This is a genomic window from Taibaiella koreensis, from assembly GCF_003545715.1.
Classification (GTDB): domain Bacteria; phylum Bacteroidota; class Bacteroidia; order Chitinophagales; family Chitinophagaceae; genus Taibaiella; species Taibaiella koreensis.
Genome location: NZ_QVNU01000002.1, coordinates 256,327 through 277,422, shown reverse-complemented (window position 1 = coordinate 277,422; position 21,096 = coordinate 256,327). Strand labels below are relative to the sequence as shown.

Sequence of the window (21,096 nt, the reverse complement as noted above, 5' to 3'; positions counted from 1 at the left end):
AGGTTTTACTTCACTTCGTGCGGAAGCATCTCGTTATGGATAAGGCGGGTATAGGCAGATAAGGTCTCTATAAATTTGCCCGCCTGTTCCCGGAGCTCGTCTTGCCGGGGTGTGCCGTCTTCGTTAAAGGCGAGATGGATCTCAGGCGCCAGCAGCCGCCTTGGCGCCAGGTAAGCGCCGAGATTAAGCAAGGTGAGCTGCAGGCTGTTGGAAGCATGGAGACCACCGAATTTTGATGCCGACGCCGATGCAATGCCGGCGACTTTTGCGGTGAGCGTACTCCCGCAATACTCCAGCACATTTTTCAAGGCGGCGGGAATATTGCTCAGGTATTCGGGCGTTACGAAGACCACGGCATGCGCAGCCTTCAGGCGTGCGGTTATGTCTTCGACATGTAGCCGCGCCTGGTCCGGCAGATCTGAGCCAAATACCGGCAGGGCATGGTTTTTTAAGTCGATCAGGCTTACGCTCCACCCCTTGGTTATCATCTGCGCCTGAAGATAACAGGCCAGGCGATGGCTTTGCCGTCCCGGCCGGATGCTTCCTGATAAGATAGCTGCTTCCATTTTTATCCTGTAATTTTGTACACGCAAAAGTAGATGCGCCGTCCGGGGCGTTGTCAACGGAAGAGGAAATCAGATCAACGCAGGAGGAAGTATAATGAACCCCATCTTAACCATGAATAGTCAATCGGAGGGCACTATGCCGGGTCCAGCCTGTGCCGAGACCGACCAGGTGCTACAGGATGCGTCGGGCTACCGCATGGAGCTGCACGAGAAATTTTTCGGTCAGATCAATTTGAAATGGGGTAGCTATACCAATCCCAGTGAAAGAGTGCTGACTTTTCAGCCTGATAAAACCACGATCGTTTCTCATTTCAGGATAGCCGACCCTTCGCCGGTAAGCAAAAGCCGGCAGGGTATCGCCGAAGGACAATTTGTCGTCTATCCCGAAACACCAGGCCCCTACGAACTGTATATCAGCCCTACCGGGGAAAAGAGATGCCGTTTTTTTGAGCTGGGTCTGTCTGAGGCGATCTTCCATCATTTGTTTCATGAAGAAAGTGCGTTCTTATCCGCTTTCAGCAAGCATGCGCCCCTGCATATGCCTTCGCTTGACTTTACGGCCGCCATGTCGCCCGGGATGTACAGCATTATCGACGACATGTATCATGCCCCCTTCCAGGGCCGCTTGAAACACTTATTCCTGGAGGCTAAGACTATCGAATTGTTCCTGCTGCAAATAGGGCAGCTGGATAAACGCAGTCAGACGCCGGCTGTTAAGCTGAAGAAAGAACATATTGCCTGCCTTCAAGATATCAAAACCTACCTGGAGCAGCATTTTGACCAGCCGGCCTCTATAGCGGTGCTTTCCCGCAGGGCCGGCATTAACGCTATGAAGCTTAAGAGTGGCTTCAAGCAGTTGTTCGGTACTACGGTATTCGGTTACCTGCATTCGGTTCGTATGCGGGAAGCCCGTAGATTGCTGCTGGAAGAAGGCTTGCCGGTACATGAAGTTGCCGACAAGGTGGGGTATCAATACCCGCATCACTTTACGGCTGCCTTTAAAAAGCAGTTTCATATTACACCCAGCCAGTTGCGGCGATAGATCGCTTACGGCAGCATATAGTATAAACAAGCTGTCTTAAAAAATCTCAAGCCTGTCACATCGGGCGATTCGAAATGTGAACAGGCTTGAGACGTAATTTTTGGAAACAGGCTCCTGGCGTACATGGTTACAGGAGCTCCACATACCCTTCGGTCCCGTGCACACGGATGCGCTGACCGTCGCGGATAAGGCGGGTGGCGTTTTCCACGCTGACAACGGCAGGCAGGCCGTACTCCCTTGCGATCACAGCGCCATGCGTCATGAGGCCGCCCACTTCGGTCACCAGGCCCCTCAGGGATACGAACAAGGGTGTCCAGCTGGGATCGGTAAAGGTAGTTACAAGAATGTCTCCTTCTTCGATATCGGCATCTTTCATGTCCAGGATCACACGGGCTCTGCCTTCTGCCATACCCGAAGAGACAGCAAGTCCCGCTATGGCATTGCCGGGCAGGTCTTCACGCTTATAGGCGCCTGCGATCCTTTCCCCTTCGGAGGTCATTACGCGTGGGGGCGATAGTTTTTCATAGTGGCGAAAGGCTTCTTTACGTTCCGCGATGAGTTGATGGTCTGCCCTGTGGCTGTCCAGCACCTCACGGAACTCCGCAAAGGTCAGGTAATAGATATCTTCCTGTTCGCGTAGCACACCGGCCTGTACGAGGTCTCTTGCTTCCTTGAGCAGGGCCAGCTTATAGATGAAATAACGGCTGACGATATCGTACTTCGGATATTCACGGTAGCCGGCATAGTGCCGCAGCAGATCGATCATTCGTTTGGTTTCCCGGGCTTTTTCTTCGCCATCCGGTAACAGGGCCAGTCGTACGAGCAGCTCCTGTTCCTTTTTTGATGCTTCCTGCAGGCCCTGTTCAAACCGCCTTCGACCTTCGCCGGAAGGGGCATTCCGTACATTATTCAGGATCAGGGGCGCCAGTATAGCGGGCTGCTCCCGCCAGCGGGTGCGTGTAATGTCTATTTCTCCGGCACAGCGCATCCCGTATTGATCCAGGAAAGCATCGATCGCTTTGCGGCTTTCACGCCCTCCTTCAAGCGATAGCATGCCATCAAGAAAATGATCCTCCTTTGCTTGCTGCAGGTAAGCCACGACTTCGGGATAAGGACGTATCACATCGGCGACATCCAGCAACGCCAGACCCATTTCCGAAGTAACGTTGCCCGGTACCGATTGGGCGAGTATATCCGCTACGTTCTTTTCCCCCAGCCAGTTCTCTATATGCTCATTGAGCCACCAGGCCGCATTCATGGCCGTCATAATCACCGCGAAGCTTTCTTTGTCCGATAAGCTTGCTCTTAACCGTTGCCTGTCTTCCAGTATAAAATCGATCAGCGCGGGGCCCGATAGCTTGCTGATGTCTTGCTGCAAAGCTTTCCTACCCTCCTGGCGGCGCTGAATCAGGCCGGGGACGATCACAGGGTCGTATTCGATCTGCGCCTGGAAGTCAGGTCTGCTTTGCGCGCTTTGACCAGCTCCTTCTTTCTGCTCTTCACCCGGCTGCAACGGAATAAGATCGTCCCGTTCGATAATCGTCGTTAGAGCCGCCTTGATGAGCGGATCCGATTTTCCCAGAACATTGACCAGCATTTCTCTTCCCGATGCCGAAGCCAGGTCCGGCGCTACATCGACAAACAATCTTCCTCCGGCTTCATACATAGGCCGGTGAGCGGTCAGCTGCCATAAGGACAAGCCCAAAGGTTTCATTGCATCCGTCATCATTTGCTGGTGGCCTACGGATACATAGACGTGATGAGCGGTGTCGTTTGCTTCCGGCACCGGGTACAGTGTCGTAATGGGCCGGCTCTGAACAATATAAAAGACGTTGCCGGAGCGGCACCACTCGATGTCCTGCGGATAGCCGAAATGTGCTTCGATCTTACGGCCTATCTGCGTCAGTTGCAGGATCTGTTCATCTGTCAGGGCTTGCGTGTGCTGCTGTTCCGGTTCAACAGCAACTTCCTGTGTGCCGCCTTTCTGGGCTGCATAAATGGCGATCTTTTTGTCGCCTGTTTTTTTATCCGGTATCCTGCCGTCGCGTACCTTATAGTGATCTGCATTGACCCGGCCGGAGACCAGACTTTCGCCAAGGCCGAAGCTGGCGTCGATGGCGGTTACCTTCCTGTTGCCTGTGACCGGGTCGGCGGTGAATAGTATGCCGGATACCCCGGGAAATACCATTCGTTGCACAATCACAGAAAGATAGACCTTACGGTGATCAAACCCGTTCTGAAGACGATAAATAACAGCACGCTCCGTGAACAACGATGCCCAGCACCGGCGTACCTGTTCTAAAATGGCCTGCTCCCCGCAGATGTTCAGGTAACTATCCTGCTGGCCGGCAAAAGAAGCTGTGGGCAGGTCTTCGGCGGTAGCGCTGGATCTTACAGCATAGCAACTATTACGGCCCAGTCTTTCGAGGTGTTGGCCAATCTCGCCAGCCAGGGCGGGCGGGATAGGCGCGCTTTCGATAGCAGCGCGGATCTTTGCGCTAAGGGTACTGATGCTGTCACCTTCGGCTGGTTTAAGTGCCGCCAGCTCATCCAATAGTCCCTTCAGCATACTGTTGCTTTCGATGAGCTGCTGATAAGCTGCTGTGCTGATGCAAAAACCAGCTGGTACTTGTATGCCTTCGATATGGCATAGCTCTCCCAGGTTGGCGCCTTTACCACCGGCTATCGCCAGCTTTGTTCTGTCTAGTTGCTTTAAATCAAAAATGCAGGTGTTCATTTTCTGTTTTTTTGCTTCGGTAAAGGTTTAATATTGAGTTTATCCGTGACATCAGCCATCAGCTCGATCGCTTTCAGAAAGTAGGTCTCGATAACCCTGATCTCTTTTTCTGAAAAAGTTGTGGTCAGTTGCTCCGACCTGCTCCTGTACTCCTTATAGAGGGGCTGGAGCAGGGCCATGATACGTTCGGTACGCGGCTCTATAATGACCTTTCTCCTGTCGTCTTCGGCGAATGTTCTTTTTACCAGTCCTTTCTTTTCGAAGCGATCGATAAGGCCGGTAACGGCTCCGGTCGTGAGACCAGTCAACCGGGATAGCTCGCCTGCCGTCATCGCCCCTCTTTCAAGAAGGAAGCCGAGGTATTTATGATCGGTCCCCGAAAGCCCCGCCTTGTGGGCTACCGCTTCATGCATGCGGATAGAAGTATAGGCATATTGCTGTGTCAGCTTTCGTACCCGTTTGACGATATCTTTATCCATTTTATCTTATTGTCTAATTATCTTAGTTGCAAAGATAAATTTGTTTTTTAAAATGCATTGATATTTTTACGCCAGGAGGTCCGCAATTGGTCTATTTAACTAAAGTTTATATGGCAATCATTATCGAAGGGCAAAGCCTATGCTCCCTCTGCCAGGCGACGCTGGGCCGGGATAAAGTATATATACTGACACCACCGCTTACGGGTAATACAAAAGATCCCTTGTTCCCTTTCAGCGATGCAGGGATCCATCTGGAATGCCGGGACAGGCTTGGGATCAAGGAGAAGCTGTTGGAGCATATCTACCTGTATGAAGAAGGTATGCCGCCGGCAAATCAGCGATGTGTTGTCGATGGAGAACGGATTGCGAATCCCCGTGACCTGCTATGCTTCGGCCTGCTGACATCGGTAGATACAGAGGAGCTGCATTGTTTCAATTATCTTTCCTTTAATAGCAACAATATAAACACATGGGACGCATGCGACAGGTTTCTTGCTCTTCCCCGCCAATTTCTCTCCGAAGGTAAATGGGAAGGCATGGCCGGCTTGAATAAGCTGGCCTATATTGTGGAAAGGGTTGCAGCGCACCGGCAGGGATGATGCGGCTATGGGTTATATAAAGGGGATTACCAGGTGTACCGTTGTCCCCTGTAGTCCCGTCGCCGTATTGTCAATCAGTTCCAGCCTTGCAGGATAGCCGGTCTCCCTGGTGAGCGCGCTCAGGCGTTCGCGGGTGATCTGGATCGACAGCGATTTCCTTGTCCCTGTGCCCGGTCCCTTGAGACCGGAACCATTGTCCCTGATGAGGCAGTCAAGCACACCCTCCTGTTTTGCGATAATGATCTCTACATGGCCCCGGTACGGCAGGTTCCGCACACCGTGCAGAATGGCGTTTTCTACAAAAGGCTGAAGCAACATCGGCGGTATTCTGGTATCATCTTCTTCAAAGCCTTCATAGGTCCGGATGACATAATCGAAACTGTTGTCGGACTGTATGGCCTGGAGACTGACGTAATCTTCCAGCATTTCGATCTCCTCGGCTACCGGCACATAATCTTCTCTTGAATGCTCGATGCTGCCACGCAGCAGCCGGCCAAACTTATTGAGATAGGCGATCGCTTTCTCATTCTGGTTCAGGTATACCAGACTTTGCATAGCGGCCATAGTGTTGAAAATGAAATGAGGTTCCATCTGCGTGCGTAGCAATCGCTGTTCGAGTGCCAACTTATCCCGGTCTGCCCGGGTCAATGTAGCCAGGTTCCGGAGCTTCGCCTGCCGGGAAAACAACAGCAGGGCCACGATGATGAAGGCGCAAAGCAGGCATCCGAGAATGGTTATGGTCAGCATCAGGTTCTTGCCCCGGATCTCTTCTTTTGCCTGTCTGTCGGCCTGGCGCAGATTATCTATCGCTTTCTGCTTTTCTCCCAGGTTATATTCCGATTCCAGCGAGGCTGCCATACGCGATCGTTCCTGGTTGCTTACTTCCATTTGAAGCGAATCAAACATAGAAAAAGAGTTTTCGGCTCCCTGCCTGGTGCCGTACCAGATATCGTAACGGGTCTTGTGATGGTAGAAATCCCGGAGCATATCCATGGGTGGATCGTTTCCTGCTATCAATTGCGTTGCCCGGTCCAGGTTGGCCCTGGCCGCTTCTGGTTGTTTTAGCAGCGTATACAGCTCCAGTTTGGTATAGGCCTCCTGGAAGGGGTCAACTGTCCAGTCGGTTTTAAGCGCATAGAGCAGGGCGCTGTCGTATTGTTTAACGATATAGAAATAGCTTGTTTTGTTGGTATAAAATTCATTGAGCTGAAGGGTATAGTGCGATTGGGCAATCCACTTTTCCTCCCGTTCCAGGTATGTCCTGGCAGAGTCGGGCTTGTTGTCCAGCAGCAGCGCTATAATATAAGCCTGGATCGCCCTGCCATAAAAACTGGGAAGGTCCCCCGCATGGTTTTCGACCAGCCGCATAGCCGTCCGTGCAAATTTTACAGATTGCCCGTTATAGCCACAATAAGTATTGGTATTGGCCGCGGCCGATATCGCCTGTACCCGTTCCTGGAGCGGCAGCAGGGTATCGGCGCCGGGCGCCATACAAATCGCCGCTGCTTTGGTGGCATAGTAGTTAGACCTGAATATATCGTCTCGAAGCTGCGCCAGGGTTATGCCTAATACTTTATAGCAATAGAAAAGCGGTTTCTTAAAGTCAGGATGCATTTCAAAATAGGGTAACGCCAGCTCGCCGTAAGCCAGGGCAGAATCTTTCTTTCTGCAGCTGAGGTATAGGTCCCCAAGCCGGCATTGGATCAGCGCACGGGTTGCTGAGTCTTTGGCCAGGCTGAATTGCGGCAGTAAGGCATGGAGACGATGCAAGAGCATGGGAGCGTTTTGAATCACGTTGATCTTCTCGGTTTCGATGCTGTCGCAAAACAGCCATACCTTTTTATCTACGAGTGCTTGCAGTGTTGCTGCTTTCGGAGCGGTCGTTTGTTTGCAGGCATGCAGGCCCAATAAGGCCATGACCAGGATAAGGATGCGTGCTTTCATGGTGGTATAAGGTGTTGCTTAGAGATTGGTGATTGTTTTTACGACCTCTTCACGTTTTCGTACAGAGACCGGCACTTCGAGGCTGTTCTTTAAGACGATAAACCCTTCCCGGTTGTAAAAGTCAATATAGTTGATGTTAATGATATAGGATTGGTGTACCCGGATAAAGACAGATGGCGGCAACATTTGCTCATATTCTTTAATAGAGCGCGACACAGTTATTTTCCGGTTGTCGGTAAGGAAGAAATTGGTATAACCGTTATGGCTGTAACAGTAGAGGATATCGTTATAGGACAGCACGCGGATAACGTTGTATTCCCGCAGCACGATGCGGTTACTTACAGGAGTAGGCGACATGTGCTCACGTGCAATGCTTAACTGCTCTGCCGACTGACGGGCTTGCCGGCCGGCCCTGGTGATAGCAGCCCTGAACTCTTCTTCGTCTACCGGCTTCAGCAGGTAATCGAGCGCACCTGTTTTTATCGCTTTTATGGCATGCTGGTCAAACGCTGTGATAAAGATGACCTTGAAATTGATATCGGGTAAGGCGTCTAAAAGCTCGAACCCTGTACCGTCCTGCAGTTCAATGTCCAGCAGGACCAGGTCGACGGAAGTTGAGCCGAGAAATGTCGATGCCTCGGCTATGCTACCACACCTGCCGGCGACGGTGCAACCGGGTAGCTTCGAAATAAGGAAGGTCAGTGTATGTTGTATGGCGATGTTATCGTCGACAATAAGGATTTCCATGTCTGGTAGGATAAGATCTGAAGCGGACGTTTATTTAAGCATGAATGTCAACGTTACTGATAAAGAATTATATGACCAAAGATAAAGCGAACGCTTAGTTGTTGAGGTTAAATAAGGTGAATCCCGTAGTTGGAAAACGGGCCAAAGCAGCTTTCCAGATCATAGCTCCGGAGGAGCCCGGTATGCTAGATGACTTTCTTTGCAACAACAGAAATATCCATTATCCCAAAAGCATGGCGTAACAATGATGCGTAGTGGCCGGATTACGGCATCGTGACAACATATGATTCAGCTGCCTGCTCCCAAAATCCCAAACATTTCCTATGGGTTCTTGTGATTTCTTGCTACTTGTGTGTCTGCTGCAGATTTTCTGCAGGGGCAATGAGGAACTTCAGGGTGCACAAAAAATACAAATCCAAATGAAAAAGAAAACAATAAGCACGAAGTTATCTTTAAAGAAGATCACCATTGTTGCACTTGACGCGGAAAAAGAAGGCCGGGTATTAGGTGGTGGCGATTCCATACTGGAACTATGCATTTTTACTGAGGACTGTGCCACGGTTCGCCTCTGTAATCCTGCTTCAGGAATTATGTACAAACGGACGGTATGTTGTCCGGCCTCTAATGCTTGTCCTCCTGCGTCCAACAACTGTCCTACTGTACTCGGCGCCAACTGCTCTGTGGCCATATGTCCGGTATCGGCTAATTGTTAATGCATTGAATAGCTCATTCACCAGACTTAAAGCCACCTTCGGGTGGTTTTTCTATTCCCCTTTTCCCAGCAGGGTCGATATGGTATCGATAATGTCCTGTACGCTGATCCAGGCGGTGATCTGGTCGTCTTGTAAAGTGTATCCCTCCGGTAAACGGCTTTCAACGGTAAGGCCCAATACGTAGATCTCTTCCCCGGTTAATCCAAGGTCATGCTTCAAAGTAGCTTTCATACTCAGGTTTTGGGCTACCTTGTCGGTGGGGCAGGTATTGAGGATGGATTCGAGCACCAGGTCTGTAATATTCATGAGCGGCAAAGCTCCTGACCAGACAAAGTTCTGGCAATACCTAGACTTAGGTATCTTTTCCACCACTATATTCCGGCGCCCGTTTGGCATCAATGGCTTCCTGTTTTTGAAAGCAGCGGAATGCGGCAATTGAAGCCAACAACCTCCCGTGTCAGTCCGTTGGGTAACCTGACTGATCGCATATCCATATCCCAGGTCAAGTGGCTTTTGAACCGGGCTTTATTTTTGCGCGCAGCGCTAAAAAAGGGGATAGACGCCAGCGCCAGCGCTGTGGCCGAAGCAAAACAAACGACCGCGATATGTCGCCGCTGTGTTCTTTGTTCAACCGCAGTGGGGGATACGTCTCCCGGCGATTCGATCATGCCCGTGACCAGCCCACCCATAAACAAAAGACCGCCTGCGCCCGCCATCCCCATACCGATGGCCATATTCAGCCTGCTTTTGTTCCGGTAGGTATAAAAGGGCTGTGTTTTGTAATAAGCCATCATAGACTGATCAAGCAGCGCACGCTTCTTGATAAAGGCCGCTTCTTCCTGCACCCACATGCGATATGCTTTCCTTGCGCTCTGGCGGTCCGCTTTGAGCCGCTGCATGGTTTCGTCAAAAAGGGCGTCGTGTTCCCTTGCCGTATAGGTCCGCCTCAATTCGTGAATATCCTCTTTCGCTACATGGATACGTTTCAAAATATCGTTGCGCTGTTGTTGCAGCATAAGTTTTTCTGCTGTGATTGCCGTGCTATCGGGCATCTGCGCCCGGCTGTTGCCAAAACAGAGCAGGCAGATGATGATAATCAGCCCTTTTTTCATGATATAGGATGTTCTAAGGGAAAAGACGATAAACCTGAAAGCCGTATTGGGTTACATTGCAGTAGAGGTACCTGGAAACCGGGAAAAACCATACTATGGTGTATACGGGCTTCAGGAGCGCTTTGAGAACCGGCAGGACAAGCCGATATTTGTGCAGGCAAAATATGGAGAAAGTCAACCGTCACAATATGTCCAAAAGCCTCCTGAGTATATGTTTGATATTGATCTGTCTGTCTGGTCCGGGGGAAAGAGTATGGGCGCAGCAGGTACAGGAACCTGCAAACGCACCGCCGGAGTGGTCGCGGCCCTATAAGCCTTTCTGCATAGCCGGCAACCTGTACTATGTGGGCACCTGCGAACTGGCTTGCTACCTGCTGACGACACCACAAGGACATATACTGATCAACACAGGGCTGGCGTCTTCGGTTGAGCAGATTAAAGCTAATGTAGCGACCCTTGGCTTTAAGCTTAGCGACATCAGCATATTGCTGACCACGCAGGCGCATTATGACCATACGGGCGCAATGGCTGCCCTGAAAGAGATGACAGGCGCCCGGTTCATGGCTGATGAAAAAGATGCGGGCGTGCTTGAGGACGGAGGACGTTCCGACTATGCCTTTAGCAGGCAGTACAGCAGCTTTAGGCCCATTGGAGTAGATCGCTTATTGAAAAACAAGGATACGATAAATTTAGGTGGCGCCTCAGTGACCATGTTGCACCATCCCGGGCATACAAAAGGGTCCTGCAGCTTTTTATTTACGGTTAAGGATGAACACCGGTCCTATACTGTCCTGATCGCGAATATGCCGAGCATCGTTACAGAAAAAAAATTTTCGGAGCTGAAGACCTATCCGGAGATCGCAAAGGACTATGCCTATACCTTAGATGCGATGAAGGCTATCTCCTTCGATATCTGGTTAGCCTCGCATGCCTGTCAATTTGACCTGCAGGTTAAGCATAAGCCCGGCGACAATTACAATCCCGCTGCCTTCATCGACAGGAAAGGGTATGATGCTGCGCTGAAGGCGCTCCGGAATGAGTTTGATGAGAAGCTGGAAAAAGAATAGCATCAAGCCTGCTTCGAGATTTTTCCCCCGGGATAGACCCGGATTTCTCTTATTGCCTTACAGGATAAATTTCTTTTGATAGAAAAAGCCTGCCCGTCATTTAGCTTATTTTTGCAGGAAATTGAGAGTAAGCATATGGCCGGGAAGGTTATCTATTTTAAGGAAAGCGAAGTTTCGGGTGTGTCCATTCCGGAGCGTTTTACCTTTCCCTTTTATTATGAGCCCCATCCATTGGCCAAAACGGCTGCAGAAGAGCTGAAACATTATCTAGAGACCCATACGGGGCTCGACCATAATTTTGGTCTTGACAGGGATGCGCAGGGAATGGCTATTGGTAAAATGTTCGGCATTCTGGTAATACAGGATAGCGATGGAAGGCTGGGATATTTATCCGCCTTTTCGGGGAAGCTGGCCAATTCCAATAACCACCCCCGTTTTGTGCCGCCTGTCTTTGATATGCTGGCCGAAAATAGCTTTTTTCTCAAGGAGCAGTATATACTCAACGACATTAACCGCAAGGTTAAGGACATCGAGACCGACGAAAGCTATATCGCCCTGCGGCAGGAGCTTGAAAGCGTAACCGCACAAACGGAAAAGGAAATAGCCGATTTTAAGAAATTGCTCAAAGCCAACAAGCAGGATCGCAAAAAACAACGTGAAGAACAAAAAAGCATCCTGACTCCGGAAGCCTATGCTGGGTTTGAGGTCCTTATGATAAGGTCCAGCCTGCACGACAAGCACCGCCTGGCAGTGCTGTGCGCTGCCTGTGAAGAACGGCTGAACCAGCTGCGCGGACAGGCCGCCCGGTTTGACAGCCGTATAGAAGCGCTGAAAAAAGAACGTAAAGAAAAATCCGCGGCATTACAGCAGCAACTTTTTGAGCAATACGCTTTCTGCAACCAATATGGACATACAAAAAGCCTGCATGATATTTTCAGCGAAACGGTGTTTGGAAAGCCCCCCTCGGCTGCCGGCGAATGTGCTACGCCCAAGCTGTTGCAGTATGCCTTTCTTAACGGTTACAGGCCCCTGGCGATGGCTGAATTCTGGTGGGGCGCATCGCCCAAATCGGAGATCAGGGTGCATGGGCAATTTTATCCTGCCTGTACCGGTAAATGCAAGCCCATACTGAAGCATATGCTGGAGGGGATGGCGATCGATGAAGATCCGATGCTCCGGAATCCCGGCGAGCTCAAGGCACTCGATATCATTTATGAAGACGACAGCTTTGTGGTCGTTAACAAGCCTCATGGCCTGTTGTCGGTACCCGGTATCCATATCATCGATTCGGTTTATATGCGGTTAAAACACGCTTTTAAAGGCATCGAGCCGCTCATCATACATCGGCTGGATATGGCTACTTCGGGTCTGCTGGTCGTTGCCAAAACAAGGGAAGCGCATAAACACATACAGCATCAGTTCCTGAGGCGCGTTGTAAGCAAGCGTTATACCGCGCTGCTTAGCCGCAGCATCAGTGGCCGTGAGGGCGAGATAAACCTGCCCCTGCGCGGCGACCCGGACAATCGCCCCCGGCAGTTGGTCTGCTTTGAGTTTGGTAAAAGAGCCATGACGCGGTGGGAAGTTGTCGCGCATCAAGACGGTCTGACGAAGATCTACTTCTGGCCGCTTACCGGCCGCACGCACCAGCTGCGGATGCATGCTGCCCATGAGCTGGGGCTTAAGGCCCCTATTGTAGGTGATGATCTGTATGGTACTCCGGCTGAAAGGCTATACCTGCATGCTGCTTACCTTGAATTTATGCATCCGGTATCCGGAGCCAAAATGACCTTTGAGATCAAGGAAGATTTTTGAGGGCGGGCCATAAAATGCCCTGGCGAGGCATTTCACGGCAATTCTTTGCGTATCGCTTAGTCGCCTTTGCGGTTAATGGCATGGCTTTTCCCTTAGAATAATGTCGAATAGAACGACATCAGGACAGGCAGCAGCCAATCCAATGTTATTGTTTCCGGTAATGATGCGCCACGCACCCGGATGTAAAGGTTATGGTATCCACCAGCTTTAAATTAAGGTTCTGGTCCAGGCTGCCGACGTCCAGCAATCTTCTTCCTCTTCCAACGATCACGGGATGGATCACCAGACGGAATTCGTCGATAAGGCCTGCGGCGATCAATTCGGGAAGCAGGCTTACGCTATCTACAGAAATTTTCTTGCCCGGCTGCTGTTTTAATTTCAACAACTCTTCCGCAGGGTTGCCGCGAATGATCCGCGTATTATGTTCCGCTTGATCCAACGACCGCGAAATAACTACTTTATCAATGGCGGTAAGTCTTTCGGCAAACCTGATCTCATCTGCCGTGCCGGATTGGTTTCTGGCAACATCGGACCAATAGGGGAACATAAGCTGATACATGACACGGCCGAAAAAAAGCAGGTCGACATCGTCCATCATCTCCCGGAAATAATCATGAAGCGATTCATCGGGGCTAAAAGTGGTGTGATCGCAATAGCCATCCAGGCTGATATTCATGCCAAATGTTACCGTTCTCATATCGGGGGTTTTTAATTGCTGTATAAAATAATAACAGTCCGCTTATACGAAACATTAAATCGTTCTGCCTTTTCTATGGTTGCTGAGCCTGTCGAAGCACCGCATGGTTGTACTTTACCTTCGGTGAGAAAAGTTCGGCAGGCTCAGGGGCCGGAAATAATGGGGTCCTGTATGCGGAGCGTCAATAAGGACTAGATCAAAAGTAAGCGATGGCGTCAAATTTGATGAGGGGCATCTGCGACAAAAAAAGGGGCTTTTGTGCCAAGTCTGATGCTGTCCACATCATCCTCTTGCATCGTTCGGGAACGCCGGTTGCAGCGCCGGCCGTACTTTGTGATCTACGACTGAGGGGCGAGGGTATGAACTTGTCCGTCAAGCTTATAAAGAAATAGCCGAAATGGCCGGGTTTCTTCCCGGCCACCTTTCCTTAAAAATGTCTTCCTGAAACCTACTCCTTATTTCTATTTCGCGCAAAACATATTCTGACTTGTTTAGCTCCTTGCTCCTATCAAGGCATAGCACACCTGCAAAGCTTGTTGGAAATAGGAGGTCGTTAGGCTGCCGGAATGTAAGATCAGTCAGACAAAATATTCCAGGCTTTCTTTTACACCTTACTTTACGAGCGTGGCTTCAAGCTCTACGGTCAACGTCGCAAAAAGTCCCTTTACTTCAAGCAAAGTGGTGGCTTGCTCGATGCCATGCTTTTGAATAAAGGGAACATAAACGTCCATACAGGTAGTAAAAAAATCTTGTGTAGAGGTTGTATAAACATTCAGCCTTACAATGTTTTTACATTCATAGCTCGCCTCGCTTACGAGCTGCTCCAAATTGGCTATTGTCTGTATTAATTGCGAACGCATATCTGCACTGCTCGGCATGCCATTGGTATCAATAGCAACTTGCCCTGAACAATACAGCGTACCAGCTACATTTTTTACTTCAACAGCTTGCACTGAATTTGTGTTTTTGCCCCAGACCCAAGGGTCAAATGATTGTTTTTCCATTTTTGACGTTTTAAATTTGTAATGCAAAGATGGAATGGGGGGTGTGACAGCGGTATGTCAAGGGTCAAAAACAAGCTAGTAGAATTTGTCAAAATATTCCTGCAAAGTCATTTTGTGTTGTTCAAATTTCTCCGGAAGAACTTTCATTTTTGTTATCCGGTCCAAACGGAAATATCTGAACGCATTACGTAAACGGCACCAGGCAATCAGCAGCCAGTTTTCCGTTGTGCTTATTAACGCAAAGGGTTCAACGATTCGATTGCTTGTCTTGTTGTTTTCGTTGATATAGTCAATACTCATCAGGTAAAAGTTCGTAAGTGCATATTGCACCTGCGAAATATTATTGCTGTTCCTTTCCCTGTTTATATTCTGTTCAAAACGGGTCCTGTCGGCAAGCAAATTGGCTTTTTCTTTTTCCGATTGTCGTAAAACGGCCTTGACTTTATCTATGGCTTCCGTATAATCCCTGATAAAAGAAGCATCCTTGTTTTTCAATACAAGCTGTTCCGCAAGGATTAACGCATTTGCCTGGCTTTCCGAAAACATTACCGGTGGCATTTTGTAGCCTTCCATTAGGGTATAGCCTTTCCCTTCTTCAGTCAGGATCGGAACACCTGCTTGTTCCAATGTTTTAATATCCCGGTAAATCGTCCTTGTCGTAACATTGAATTTGTCCGCAAGACTCCTTGCCGTAATCAGTCGTTTGGTTTGCAGTTGGGTTAAGATTGCTGTTAACCTTGAAAGCCGCGTTGTCTCATTATCGTTGATCTTTTGTTAATTGAGCGGGTAACCATAATCGACTGTTTTCAATGTGGCCGAAATGTTAGTGCAATCCGTTTATTTTTACTGACTATCAGCATGCAGGAAACATTGAAACATTTTGCCTTCCCCCGCGGTTGCTCTGCCTGCCGAAGCACCACGCATCCTTGCCCTTTCGACAGGCGCAAGGACCGGAAATGGTTTGCTCCCTATATGCACACAGTCACTTTGTTTTTATAGCACGTGGAGTTGACCTGCGTTCGTTGCTATTTCTTTTTATTTTGTGCGATGATGTCTTGTATATGGTTGCCGGAAAGGCCTGCCTTCTGCAATACATCTGCGATAAAGGCGCTTTTCCCTTCGACATAAACGTCGATATCACCGGTGGCTGATGCTAAATTTTTCTTTAGCTCCCCGTATTGTTCGGCCAGCGTAACGTTACCTCTTAATGCGTCACGAAACAACAAATGATTGCTCAGGCTGATGCTGCCGGCGATGCCGCAATACAAGTGATGCTTCGGCCAGCGTACCCCGGTATGCATGTCGGGGCTAAGATCGGAAACAGCCCGGAAGGCATACCGGTCTTTAATGCCCTGGTCGCCCATAAATTGGTAGCCCATGAGGGCAATGATGGGTATCGTTTTATTCAGCCGGGCTTCGTCGGCTACGATAATATCGATATCCAAAACAGGCTTTGCGGCCAGGCCCGGAACAGCAGTACTTCCGACATGCTCAACAGACAGAATATGATTTTCCAGCGCCGCACTATATATGGATTTCAGCTGCTCAAATTGTTCAGGCCACCTTGGATCATAATCCATTATATTGATCGCTTCCATATGGCCAAAGATACTAAATGGGGTTTATCAGCGCAGCGCTGGTCCACCCGGACAGTCTTAAAAGTAAAAGGCAGGGCATCTGTAAACCCTGCAACTTAAGTTCAATACAACCATCCGGCACGATCGTTTGTTATTGGTTCATGATACGGAAATTAAAATCGGGGCAGTACCGCATTTATTCGCGAAAGGTCGACCCCGCTACGAAGAAACGTAAGAACCTGGGTACCTTTGATTCCAAAGAAGCCGCACAAAAGCACGAGAAGGAGATCCAGCATTTTAAACATCACTGATCCAATGTAATTGATATGAGCATTTCAGTTATCGCCTTATCCGGTAGTCTGCGCAAGGGTTCTTATACGACGCAGTTATTACATGCCTTTGCTGAAGCAGCGCCGCAAGAGGTTAAGTTCCATATGGTATCTCTCGATGAGCTACCCTTGTTTAACCAGGACCTGGAAAGTAATCCGCCGCAGCCGGTCAAAGAATTCTGGATGGCTATAGAAAGCGCAGACGCGGTTTTGCTGGCCTCGCCGGAATATAACCGTTCTTATTCGCCGGTGCTTAAAAATGCGTTGGACTGGGGTTCACGACCCGAAGGTCAGAACAAGTGGAAAGGAAAACCAGTAGCCCTGTTAGGTTGCAGTCCTTACCAGCTAGGTGCCTTTGGCGCGATCAATCATTTGCGGCAGGTAGTCATGTACCTGGATATGCCGGTTTTGCAGCAGCCGGAGTTTTACTTAAACCAAGCCGGAGACAAGTTTGATGAACAAGGAAAGCTGGCCGATGAGAAAACCAAAAAGTTGGTTGATGCTTTATGGACGGCTTTTATAGCATGGATCAAAGTCATTAAGCCTGGTTTAAGCGGGGCCTGATTTCTTTACGGGAGACTTCCTTTGATATTCCGGTAGTCCTCTTAAAATACACCGCCGCCTGCCCCAATATTCTGGCCGGTAATCCATCTAGCCGCGTCGCTGGCCAGAAAGACGGCAACATCGGCCACATCATAGGGCTCTCCAACCCGCTGAAATGGCGACATACCGGCTGCCACGGCCCGGTCGCGTTCGGGCAGCAGGTCGGTATTGGTAAATCCCGGCGAAATGGCATTGACGGTGATGTTACGTGCTCCAAGTTCCCGGGACAATACGCGCACAAACTGCTCTACAGCCCCTTTGCTACCCAGATAAATGGCGTTCATGGTAAAATACATCTGTGTACCTCCGCTGGAAGTAACGATGATGCGCCCGCCATCACGCACCCTCTTAGCTGCTTCCTGCAGTACAAAGAACACACCCTTGGTATTTGTGTTGAAGATGCGATCGTACTGTTCCTCTGTCGCTTCCGACAACAGTGCGGGAACATAGTCTGCCGCGTTCACGATCACTATATCGGGAGGTCCCAATTGTTCTTCCGCCTGCTCAAACAATGATCTGATAGCGGACAGCTTTGAAATATCTGCCTGTATGGCAACTGCCTTGCCTCCTTGTTGTATTATCTGTTCAGCCAGTTGCCCGGCTGCCGGCTGGCTGTTGACATAATTAATGACTACTGATGCCCCCGCGGACGCGAGGCGCTCGACAATAGCTTTACCAATGCCACGCGAGCCACCCACAACAATAGCGTTTTTACCCTTAAAGGCGTCTTTTGAGAAGGTATTCATAGTTGAGCTGATTGTTTTATGCCGGCAAAAGCCTCCCCGTGCGGGAGGCTTTTGTACTAATGCTTATCTAAGTCGGATATTTCTTTGAATGCTTTTACCTTCTCCGCTGTATCATGCATTTCCGTAACTAATTTTCCGTTTTTTTCACGTAGTTCGGCTGATCGTCTTTTAAATTCGTTTAATGCTTCCTGGCCGTCTTCGGGAAGAGGGTTTGGGGGATTTTCTTCCATTATGATTTGCCTTAGACCATGAAGGTACGACAAATTAAATGAGGGCCTGGTGAATGACCAGCGATACATGTAAAGCTGAAGCCGCTCTCCATCTATATATAAAGAGCGGCTTTTTACTAAATGTTTCCTGACCTTACGGACAAATGCATGTAGCATTGCAGCTTACACAGGTTCGGGCTGTAGGCTCTTCGCAAACGACGGGAGTTGTCGCACAAGTGGCATGCGTGGGCTGACAATTTATACAAGGAGTAGTGAGGCATTGTGTTGGCTGTGCTAGCGATTGGTCGCAGCCGCACAACCCGTTTGTATGAATTCCGGTAACGGCTCCCGCACCACCCGTAATATGCGTCAGACTACCTACTACTTCTTTGCTGAGGATAAGCTTCTTGCCTAACTTGAGACCTTTCTTTTTCATAAAATGATTTTTATTGAAGCCCAAAATTCAATTACGTCGCTGCACTTTTTTTTCAGTGGAATTGACTTGATTTCCGAACGACAATGAAATCTTCCGAACGGTGTATGGGCCCGGTGCCAGGTAAGGGCTGTTTTTTCTTCAAATACATTCACCCATTATAATTGGGGTCAAATTCGACAATCCATTCAATGCCATATTTGTCTCTAAACATTCCGGCGTATGTACCCCAGGGACTGTCGCCCATGGGCCCTTCGATATCGCCGCCTGCTGATAGTCCGTTAAAGATTTTTTCGGCTTCTTCACGACTTTCAGCACTAATTGATATTTTAGATCTGTTTTCGTTTTCATTTACTCGTCCCATAAACTCCGGAACGTCATTGGCCACTAGCACATTGTGTTTTCCTACAGGCAAAGCAATGGTCATTATTTTATTGGCATCGTTTTCGCCTACCGGAAATTCAGGGCTTGATAACTCTTTGAAGCGAATGATCTTTGTAAAGTCTCCGCCAAAAACTGATTTGTAAAAATTGAATGCCTCTTCAGCATTTCCATTGAAGTTGATCCAGGGATTGATTGTTCTCATGACTTTATTTTTTAAATGTGATTGACAAATTGCTTCTTATAATTTCTGCGATAAGGCCGTCAACAGATTTTCCAGGTTTTCCAATGTTATGGTAAACCCGATCTTAAAGCCTTCCAATAATCTTTCCATACGTTCAAACGATTCGTTGAAAATGGTGATACTCACTTTTGTTCTGCCATTTTGTTCACTGAAAATGTAATCCCATTCAGACCCCGGCAATTCGGGATTTTCATCCTTGTCTGCAAAAGAGTTGTACATCTTGAAATTTGTTTTCGGCGTAATGGAGGTATATCTCTGAAGGGACCAGCGTTCTTGTCCATCGGGGCTTATCATAGCATAGAATCTTTGCCCTCCCACTTTGAAATCCATATACTTCGTTTTGGCGCGCATGGGTGCAGGCGCTCCCCATTGGTCCAGTAGTTCCGGCTTGGTAAAAGCATCCCATACCAAAGAAAGTCCGGCATTAAATTCCCGGGTTATAAAAACCGTTTTCGCTGTTTTGTCAACATTGAAATCAAAAAGCAAATCGTTGGTCATTTTTTCTGTTCTTTAATTGTTGATAATAGTTCGTCAAGCTGATTAAATTGAATTTCCCAGCTTCGCCTGAATTGCGCTAGCCAGTTGTCAAATTCTTGCATTTTTTTCGCATTAAAGTGATAATAGATTTCCCTGCCCCTTTGCTCGGGCTTAATCAATTCGCATTCGTGCAATACTTTAATATGTTTTGATACTGCCTGGCGGGTCATATCAAATTTTTCCGCCATTGCATTGGGTGTTAATGCCTGGATGGAGATCAGCGTTAGAATAGCCCTGCGTGTTGGGTCCGATATGGCCTGGAATATATCTTGTTTCATTCTTGAGTATTAATTGCGCAACTCTCAGGTTGCAAATGTATATGCAACTTTTGGGTTGCGCAAATATATTTACATTTTTTTGGGTGAGATAGTGCCGGAAGGGGGTAATGGTGTTCGTTACTATAGCTAATCCAACCGTGTTTTACTTGTTATATACTAGTAGGGAGAGGGGGATTATTTCATGATCCCTGAAAGAGGGGCTTCAGCTTTTTTGAAGCCCATTCGCTGCGCTTAATTCCTTTTTGTTTTTTTATGATTTGCAGAAATTGCATTTCGCAAATCAATAAAAACATAGTATTCTACAAGAAGATAAAAAGATAATTATAAAGCGGAAGAGTCGTAAAATGCGCTGGAAATAACTGCCAATCAAGAACGCGGTGGTTACTAATAGTTGTATGCGGCAATTCCGGATGCCGCATTCACCAATCAGGTGAGCTCCTTTCGTGTAAGCGGCGCCCGCTACAGCTATACGACCGATCGCACAGAATTTATTGGCCGGAACAGGAACCTGCAGGATGCGCAAAAAGACATGAAGCTTATCGCGCTGCTGGAATCGGCATTTGACACCTCGGGACTTAACCCGTACTATATCAAAGGATATGTGCCCGGTGTAAGGGAAAACGGGGCAATGTTTTCATGCCGCCATCTGGACATTGATCCTTTGCAGCATCGGCAGAGCAGGAAAAAGTCTACGAGCTGTTCAGCCTCATCCAGCCCATAAGACATAGTGCCGACAGGATTTCGAGGGACATTTACAAGGTAGAACCTTATGTGGTGGCTGCTGATGCATACGCCAATGAGTCCCATAAAGGAAGAGGCGTCAGGACCTGGTACACAGGTTCAGTCGCCTGTATGTATCAATTTATCACCGGCTCATTACTTGGCCTGGACGCCGTGGCGATAGATTACATATCAGGCGTTGCTTTCCAACGAGCTGGCCTTCGATAAAAGTTGTTTACCGTTATGGTAGATCAGTTTACCGGATCGCCATTTTCCAGATTGCGTCGGATGAGCCTTCACTTTGGAAGATAGATGCGGTGAAAAGTACGGGCGATTTCATACAATTGAGAGATGATGGTAGGATCAACGAAATGATCATGCATTGTTCTACGGGTCCGGATCAGGTCGAGACATAAACAGGAAGCCCTCATCTCAAATAAAGGTGAGGGCTTCTGTTATTTAATCGGTCTGGGCAATTATAAGATATGTCTCTTTTCCTCTTTTTTCGCCTTTTTATCGG

Annotated in this window: 26 protein-coding genes; 9 read left to right on the top strand and 17 right to left on the bottom strand. The window is 48.7% G+C overall.

Going from position 1 to position 21,096, the window contains the following annotated elements:
- Positions 1-5: 5 nt before the first annotated feature.
- Positions 6-566: an NADPH-dependent FMN reductase gene (locus tag DZK30_RS08215; RefSeq protein ID WP_118973645.1), complete on the bottom strand. Its 561-nt coding sequence runs from the start codon at positions 564-566 to the stop codon at positions 6-8.
- A gap of 94 nt (positions 567-660) precedes the next feature.
- Between DZK30_RS08215 and DZK30_RS08210 the strand changes: the two genes are divergently transcribed.
- A complete protein-coding gene (locus DZK30_RS08210; RefSeq protein WP_118973644.1) occupies positions 661-1,608 on the top strand; it encodes a helix-turn-helix transcriptional regulator in 948 nt (315 codons plus the stop codon).
- A gap of 127 nt (positions 1,609-1,735) precedes the next feature.
- On the opposite strand, the gene rph is transcribed toward DZK30_RS08210, so the two are convergent.
- Together rph and DZK30_RS08200 are read right to left on the bottom strand one after the other, a co-directional pair.
- Entirely contained in the window at positions 1,736-4,345 is a 2,610-nt protein-coding gene (gene rph / locus DZK30_RS08205; RefSeq protein ID WP_118973643.1) for a rifamycin-inactivating phosphotransferase, read from the bottom strand.
- Positions 4,342-4,824 (bottom strand): MarR family winged helix-turn-helix transcriptional regulator, encoded by a 483-nt coding sequence (locus tag DZK30_RS08200; protein WP_118973642.1) that lies wholly within the window; start codon positions 4,822-4,824, stop codon positions 4,342-4,344. Before DZK30_RS08200 ends, rph begins: the two co-directional genes overlap by 4 nt.
- Positions 4,825-4,934: 110 nt before the next feature.
- Between DZK30_RS08200 and DZK30_RS08195 the strand changes: the two genes are divergently transcribed.
- On the top strand, positions 4,935-5,423 hold the full coding sequence (locus DZK30_RS08195) for a hypothetical protein (RefSeq protein WP_118973641.1): 489 nt from the start codon (positions 4,935-4,937) through the stop codon (positions 5,421-5,423).
- A gap of 12 nt (positions 5,424-5,435) precedes the next feature.
- On the opposite strand, the gene DZK30_RS08190 is transcribed toward DZK30_RS08195, so the two are convergent.
- Positions 5,436-7,367, bottom strand: coding sequence for a sensor histidine kinase (locus DZK30_RS08190; RefSeq protein WP_118973640.1), 1,932 nt, complete (start codon positions 7,365-7,367; stop codon positions 5,436-5,438).
- Between the two features lie 18 nt (positions 7,368-7,385).
- Positions 7,386-8,114 (bottom strand): LytR/AlgR family response regulator transcription factor, encoded by a 729-nt coding sequence (locus DZK30_RS08185; RefSeq protein ID WP_118973639.1) that lies wholly within the window; start codon positions 8,112-8,114, stop codon positions 7,386-7,388.
- 419 nt (positions 8,115-8,533) lie between these two features.
- On the opposite strand from DZK30_RS08185, the gene DZK30_RS25770 reads away from it, so the two are divergent.
- Complete coding sequence (locus DZK30_RS25770) at positions 8,534-8,827, top strand: class I lanthipeptide (RefSeq protein ID WP_162902944.1); 294 nt, start codon at positions 8,534-8,536, stop codon at positions 8,825-8,827.
- Between the two features lie 51 nt (positions 8,828-8,878).
- Here the strand turns inward: DZK30_RS25770 and DZK30_RS08180 are convergent, their stop codons facing one another.
- Both DZK30_RS08180 and DZK30_RS08175 read right to left on the bottom strand, forming a co-directional pair.
- On the bottom strand, positions 8,879-9,133 hold the full coding sequence (locus DZK30_RS08180) for a hypothetical protein (protein WP_118973638.1): 255 nt from the start codon (positions 9,131-9,133) through the stop codon (positions 8,879-8,881).
- 89 nt (positions 9,134-9,222) lie between these two features.
- On the bottom strand, positions 9,223-9,939 hold the full coding sequence (locus tag DZK30_RS08175) for a hypothetical protein (RefSeq protein ID WP_118973637.1): 717 nt from the start codon (positions 9,937-9,939) through the stop codon (positions 9,223-9,225).
- Positions 9,940-10,127: 188 nt separating this feature from the next.
- On the opposite strand from DZK30_RS08175, the gene bla reads away from it, so the two are divergent.
- Positions 10,128-11,006 carry a subclass B3 metallo-beta-lactamase gene (gene bla, locus DZK30_RS08170; protein WP_118974017.1) on the top strand — a complete coding sequence of 293 codons (879 nt, stop codon included), beginning with the start codon at positions 10,128-10,130 and terminating at the stop codon, positions 11,004-11,006.
- A 135-nt stretch (positions 11,007-11,141) separates the two neighbouring features.
- Entirely contained in the window at positions 11,142-12,818 is a 1,677-nt protein-coding gene (locus DZK30_RS08165; RefSeq protein WP_118973636.1) for an RluA family pseudouridine synthase, read from the top strand.
- Positions 12,819-12,963: 145 nt separating this feature from the next.
- Here DZK30_RS08165 and DZK30_RS08160 read toward each other — a convergent pair whose 3' ends face one another.
- From DZK30_RS08160 to DZK30_RS08140, 4 genes are all read right to left on the bottom strand, one after another.
- A complete protein-coding gene (locus DZK30_RS08160) occupies positions 12,964-13,515 on the bottom strand; it encodes a dihydrofolate reductase family protein (protein ID WP_118973635.1) in 552 nt (183 codons plus the stop codon).
- Positions 13,516-14,126: 611 nt separating this feature from the next.
- Positions 14,127-14,519 carry a RidA family protein gene (locus tag DZK30_RS08150; protein ID WP_118973633.1) on the bottom strand — a complete coding sequence of 131 codons (393 nt, stop codon included), beginning with the start codon at positions 14,517-14,519 and terminating at the stop codon, positions 14,127-14,129.
- A 75-nt stretch (positions 14,520-14,594) separates the two neighbouring features.
- Positions 14,595-15,245, bottom strand: coding sequence for a helix-turn-helix transcriptional regulator (locus tag DZK30_RS08145; protein WP_262706892.1), 651 nt, complete (start codon positions 15,243-15,245; stop codon positions 14,595-14,597).
- Positions 15,246-15,544: 299 nt separating this feature from the next.
- The gene (locus tag DZK30_RS08140; RefSeq protein ID WP_118973631.1) at positions 15,545-16,117 is read right to left on the bottom strand and encodes a GrpB family protein; all 573 of its coding nucleotides are present in this window, start codon (positions 16,115-16,117) and stop codon (positions 15,545-15,547) included.
- 140 nt (positions 16,118-16,257) lie between these two features.
- Here DZK30_RS08140 and DZK30_RS25765 point away from each other — a divergent pair, with 140 nt between their 5' ends.
- Positions 16,258-16,407, top strand: a complete 150-nt coding sequence (locus DZK30_RS25765; protein ID WP_162902943.1) for a hypothetical protein — start codon at positions 16,258-16,260, stop codon at positions 16,405-16,407.
- Between the two features lie 15 nt (positions 16,408-16,422).
- A complete protein-coding gene (locus DZK30_RS08135) occupies positions 16,423-16,989 on the top strand; it encodes an NADPH-dependent FMN reductase (protein ID WP_118973630.1) in 567 nt (188 codons plus the stop codon).
- A gap of 41 nt (positions 16,990-17,030) precedes the next feature.
- Here the strand turns inward: DZK30_RS08135 and DZK30_RS08130 are convergent, their stop codons facing one another.
- From DZK30_RS08130 to DZK30_RS08110, 6 genes are all read right to left on the bottom strand, one after another.
- Positions 17,031-17,774, bottom strand: coding sequence for an SDR family oxidoreductase (locus tag DZK30_RS08130; RefSeq protein ID WP_118973629.1), 744 nt, complete (start codon positions 17,772-17,774; stop codon positions 17,031-17,033).
- 56 nt (positions 17,775-17,830) lie between these two features.
- Positions 17,831-18,004, bottom strand: a complete 174-nt coding sequence (locus DZK30_RS25760; protein WP_162902942.1) for a hypothetical protein — start codon at positions 18,002-18,004, stop codon at positions 17,831-17,833.
- Positions 18,005-18,137: 133 nt separating this feature from the next.
- Positions 18,138-18,419: a class I lanthipeptide gene (locus DZK30_RS26565; protein WP_205529393.1), complete on the bottom strand. Its 282-nt coding sequence runs from the start codon at positions 18,417-18,419 to the stop codon at positions 18,138-18,140.
- A gap of 148 nt (positions 18,420-18,567) precedes the next feature.
- A complete protein-coding gene (locus tag DZK30_RS08120) occupies positions 18,568-19,002 on the bottom strand; it encodes a VOC family protein (protein ID WP_118973627.1) in 435 nt (144 codons plus the stop codon).
- A gap of 36 nt (positions 19,003-19,038) precedes the next feature.
- Positions 19,039-19,539: an SRPBCC family protein gene (locus tag DZK30_RS08115; protein WP_118973626.1), complete on the bottom strand. Its 501-nt coding sequence runs from the start codon at positions 19,537-19,539 to the stop codon at positions 19,039-19,041.
- Positions 19,536-19,856 carry an ArsR/SmtB family transcription factor gene (locus DZK30_RS08110; protein WP_118973625.1) on the bottom strand — a complete coding sequence of 107 codons (321 nt, stop codon included), beginning with the start codon at positions 19,854-19,856 and terminating at the stop codon, positions 19,536-19,538. The genes DZK30_RS08115 and DZK30_RS08110 overlap by 4 nt, the downstream gene beginning before the upstream one ends.
- Positions 19,857-20,286: 430 nt before the next feature.
- On the opposite strand from DZK30_RS08110, the gene DZK30_RS08105 reads away from it, so the two are divergent.
- Together DZK30_RS08105 and DZK30_RS26560 are read left to right on the top strand one after the other, a co-directional pair.
- Positions 20,287-20,577 carry a hypothetical protein gene (locus DZK30_RS08105; RefSeq protein WP_162902941.1) on the top strand — a complete coding sequence of 97 codons (291 nt, stop codon included), beginning with the start codon at positions 20,287-20,289 and terminating at the stop codon, positions 20,575-20,577.
- Positions 20,553-20,804, top strand: a complete 252-nt coding sequence (locus tag DZK30_RS26560) for a GH36-type glycosyl hydrolase domain-containing protein (RefSeq protein WP_118973623.1) — start codon at positions 20,553-20,555, stop codon at positions 20,802-20,804. The genes DZK30_RS08105 and DZK30_RS26560 overlap by 25 nt, the downstream gene beginning before the upstream one ends.
- The last annotated feature ends 292 nt before the right edge of the window (positions 20,805-21,096 follow it).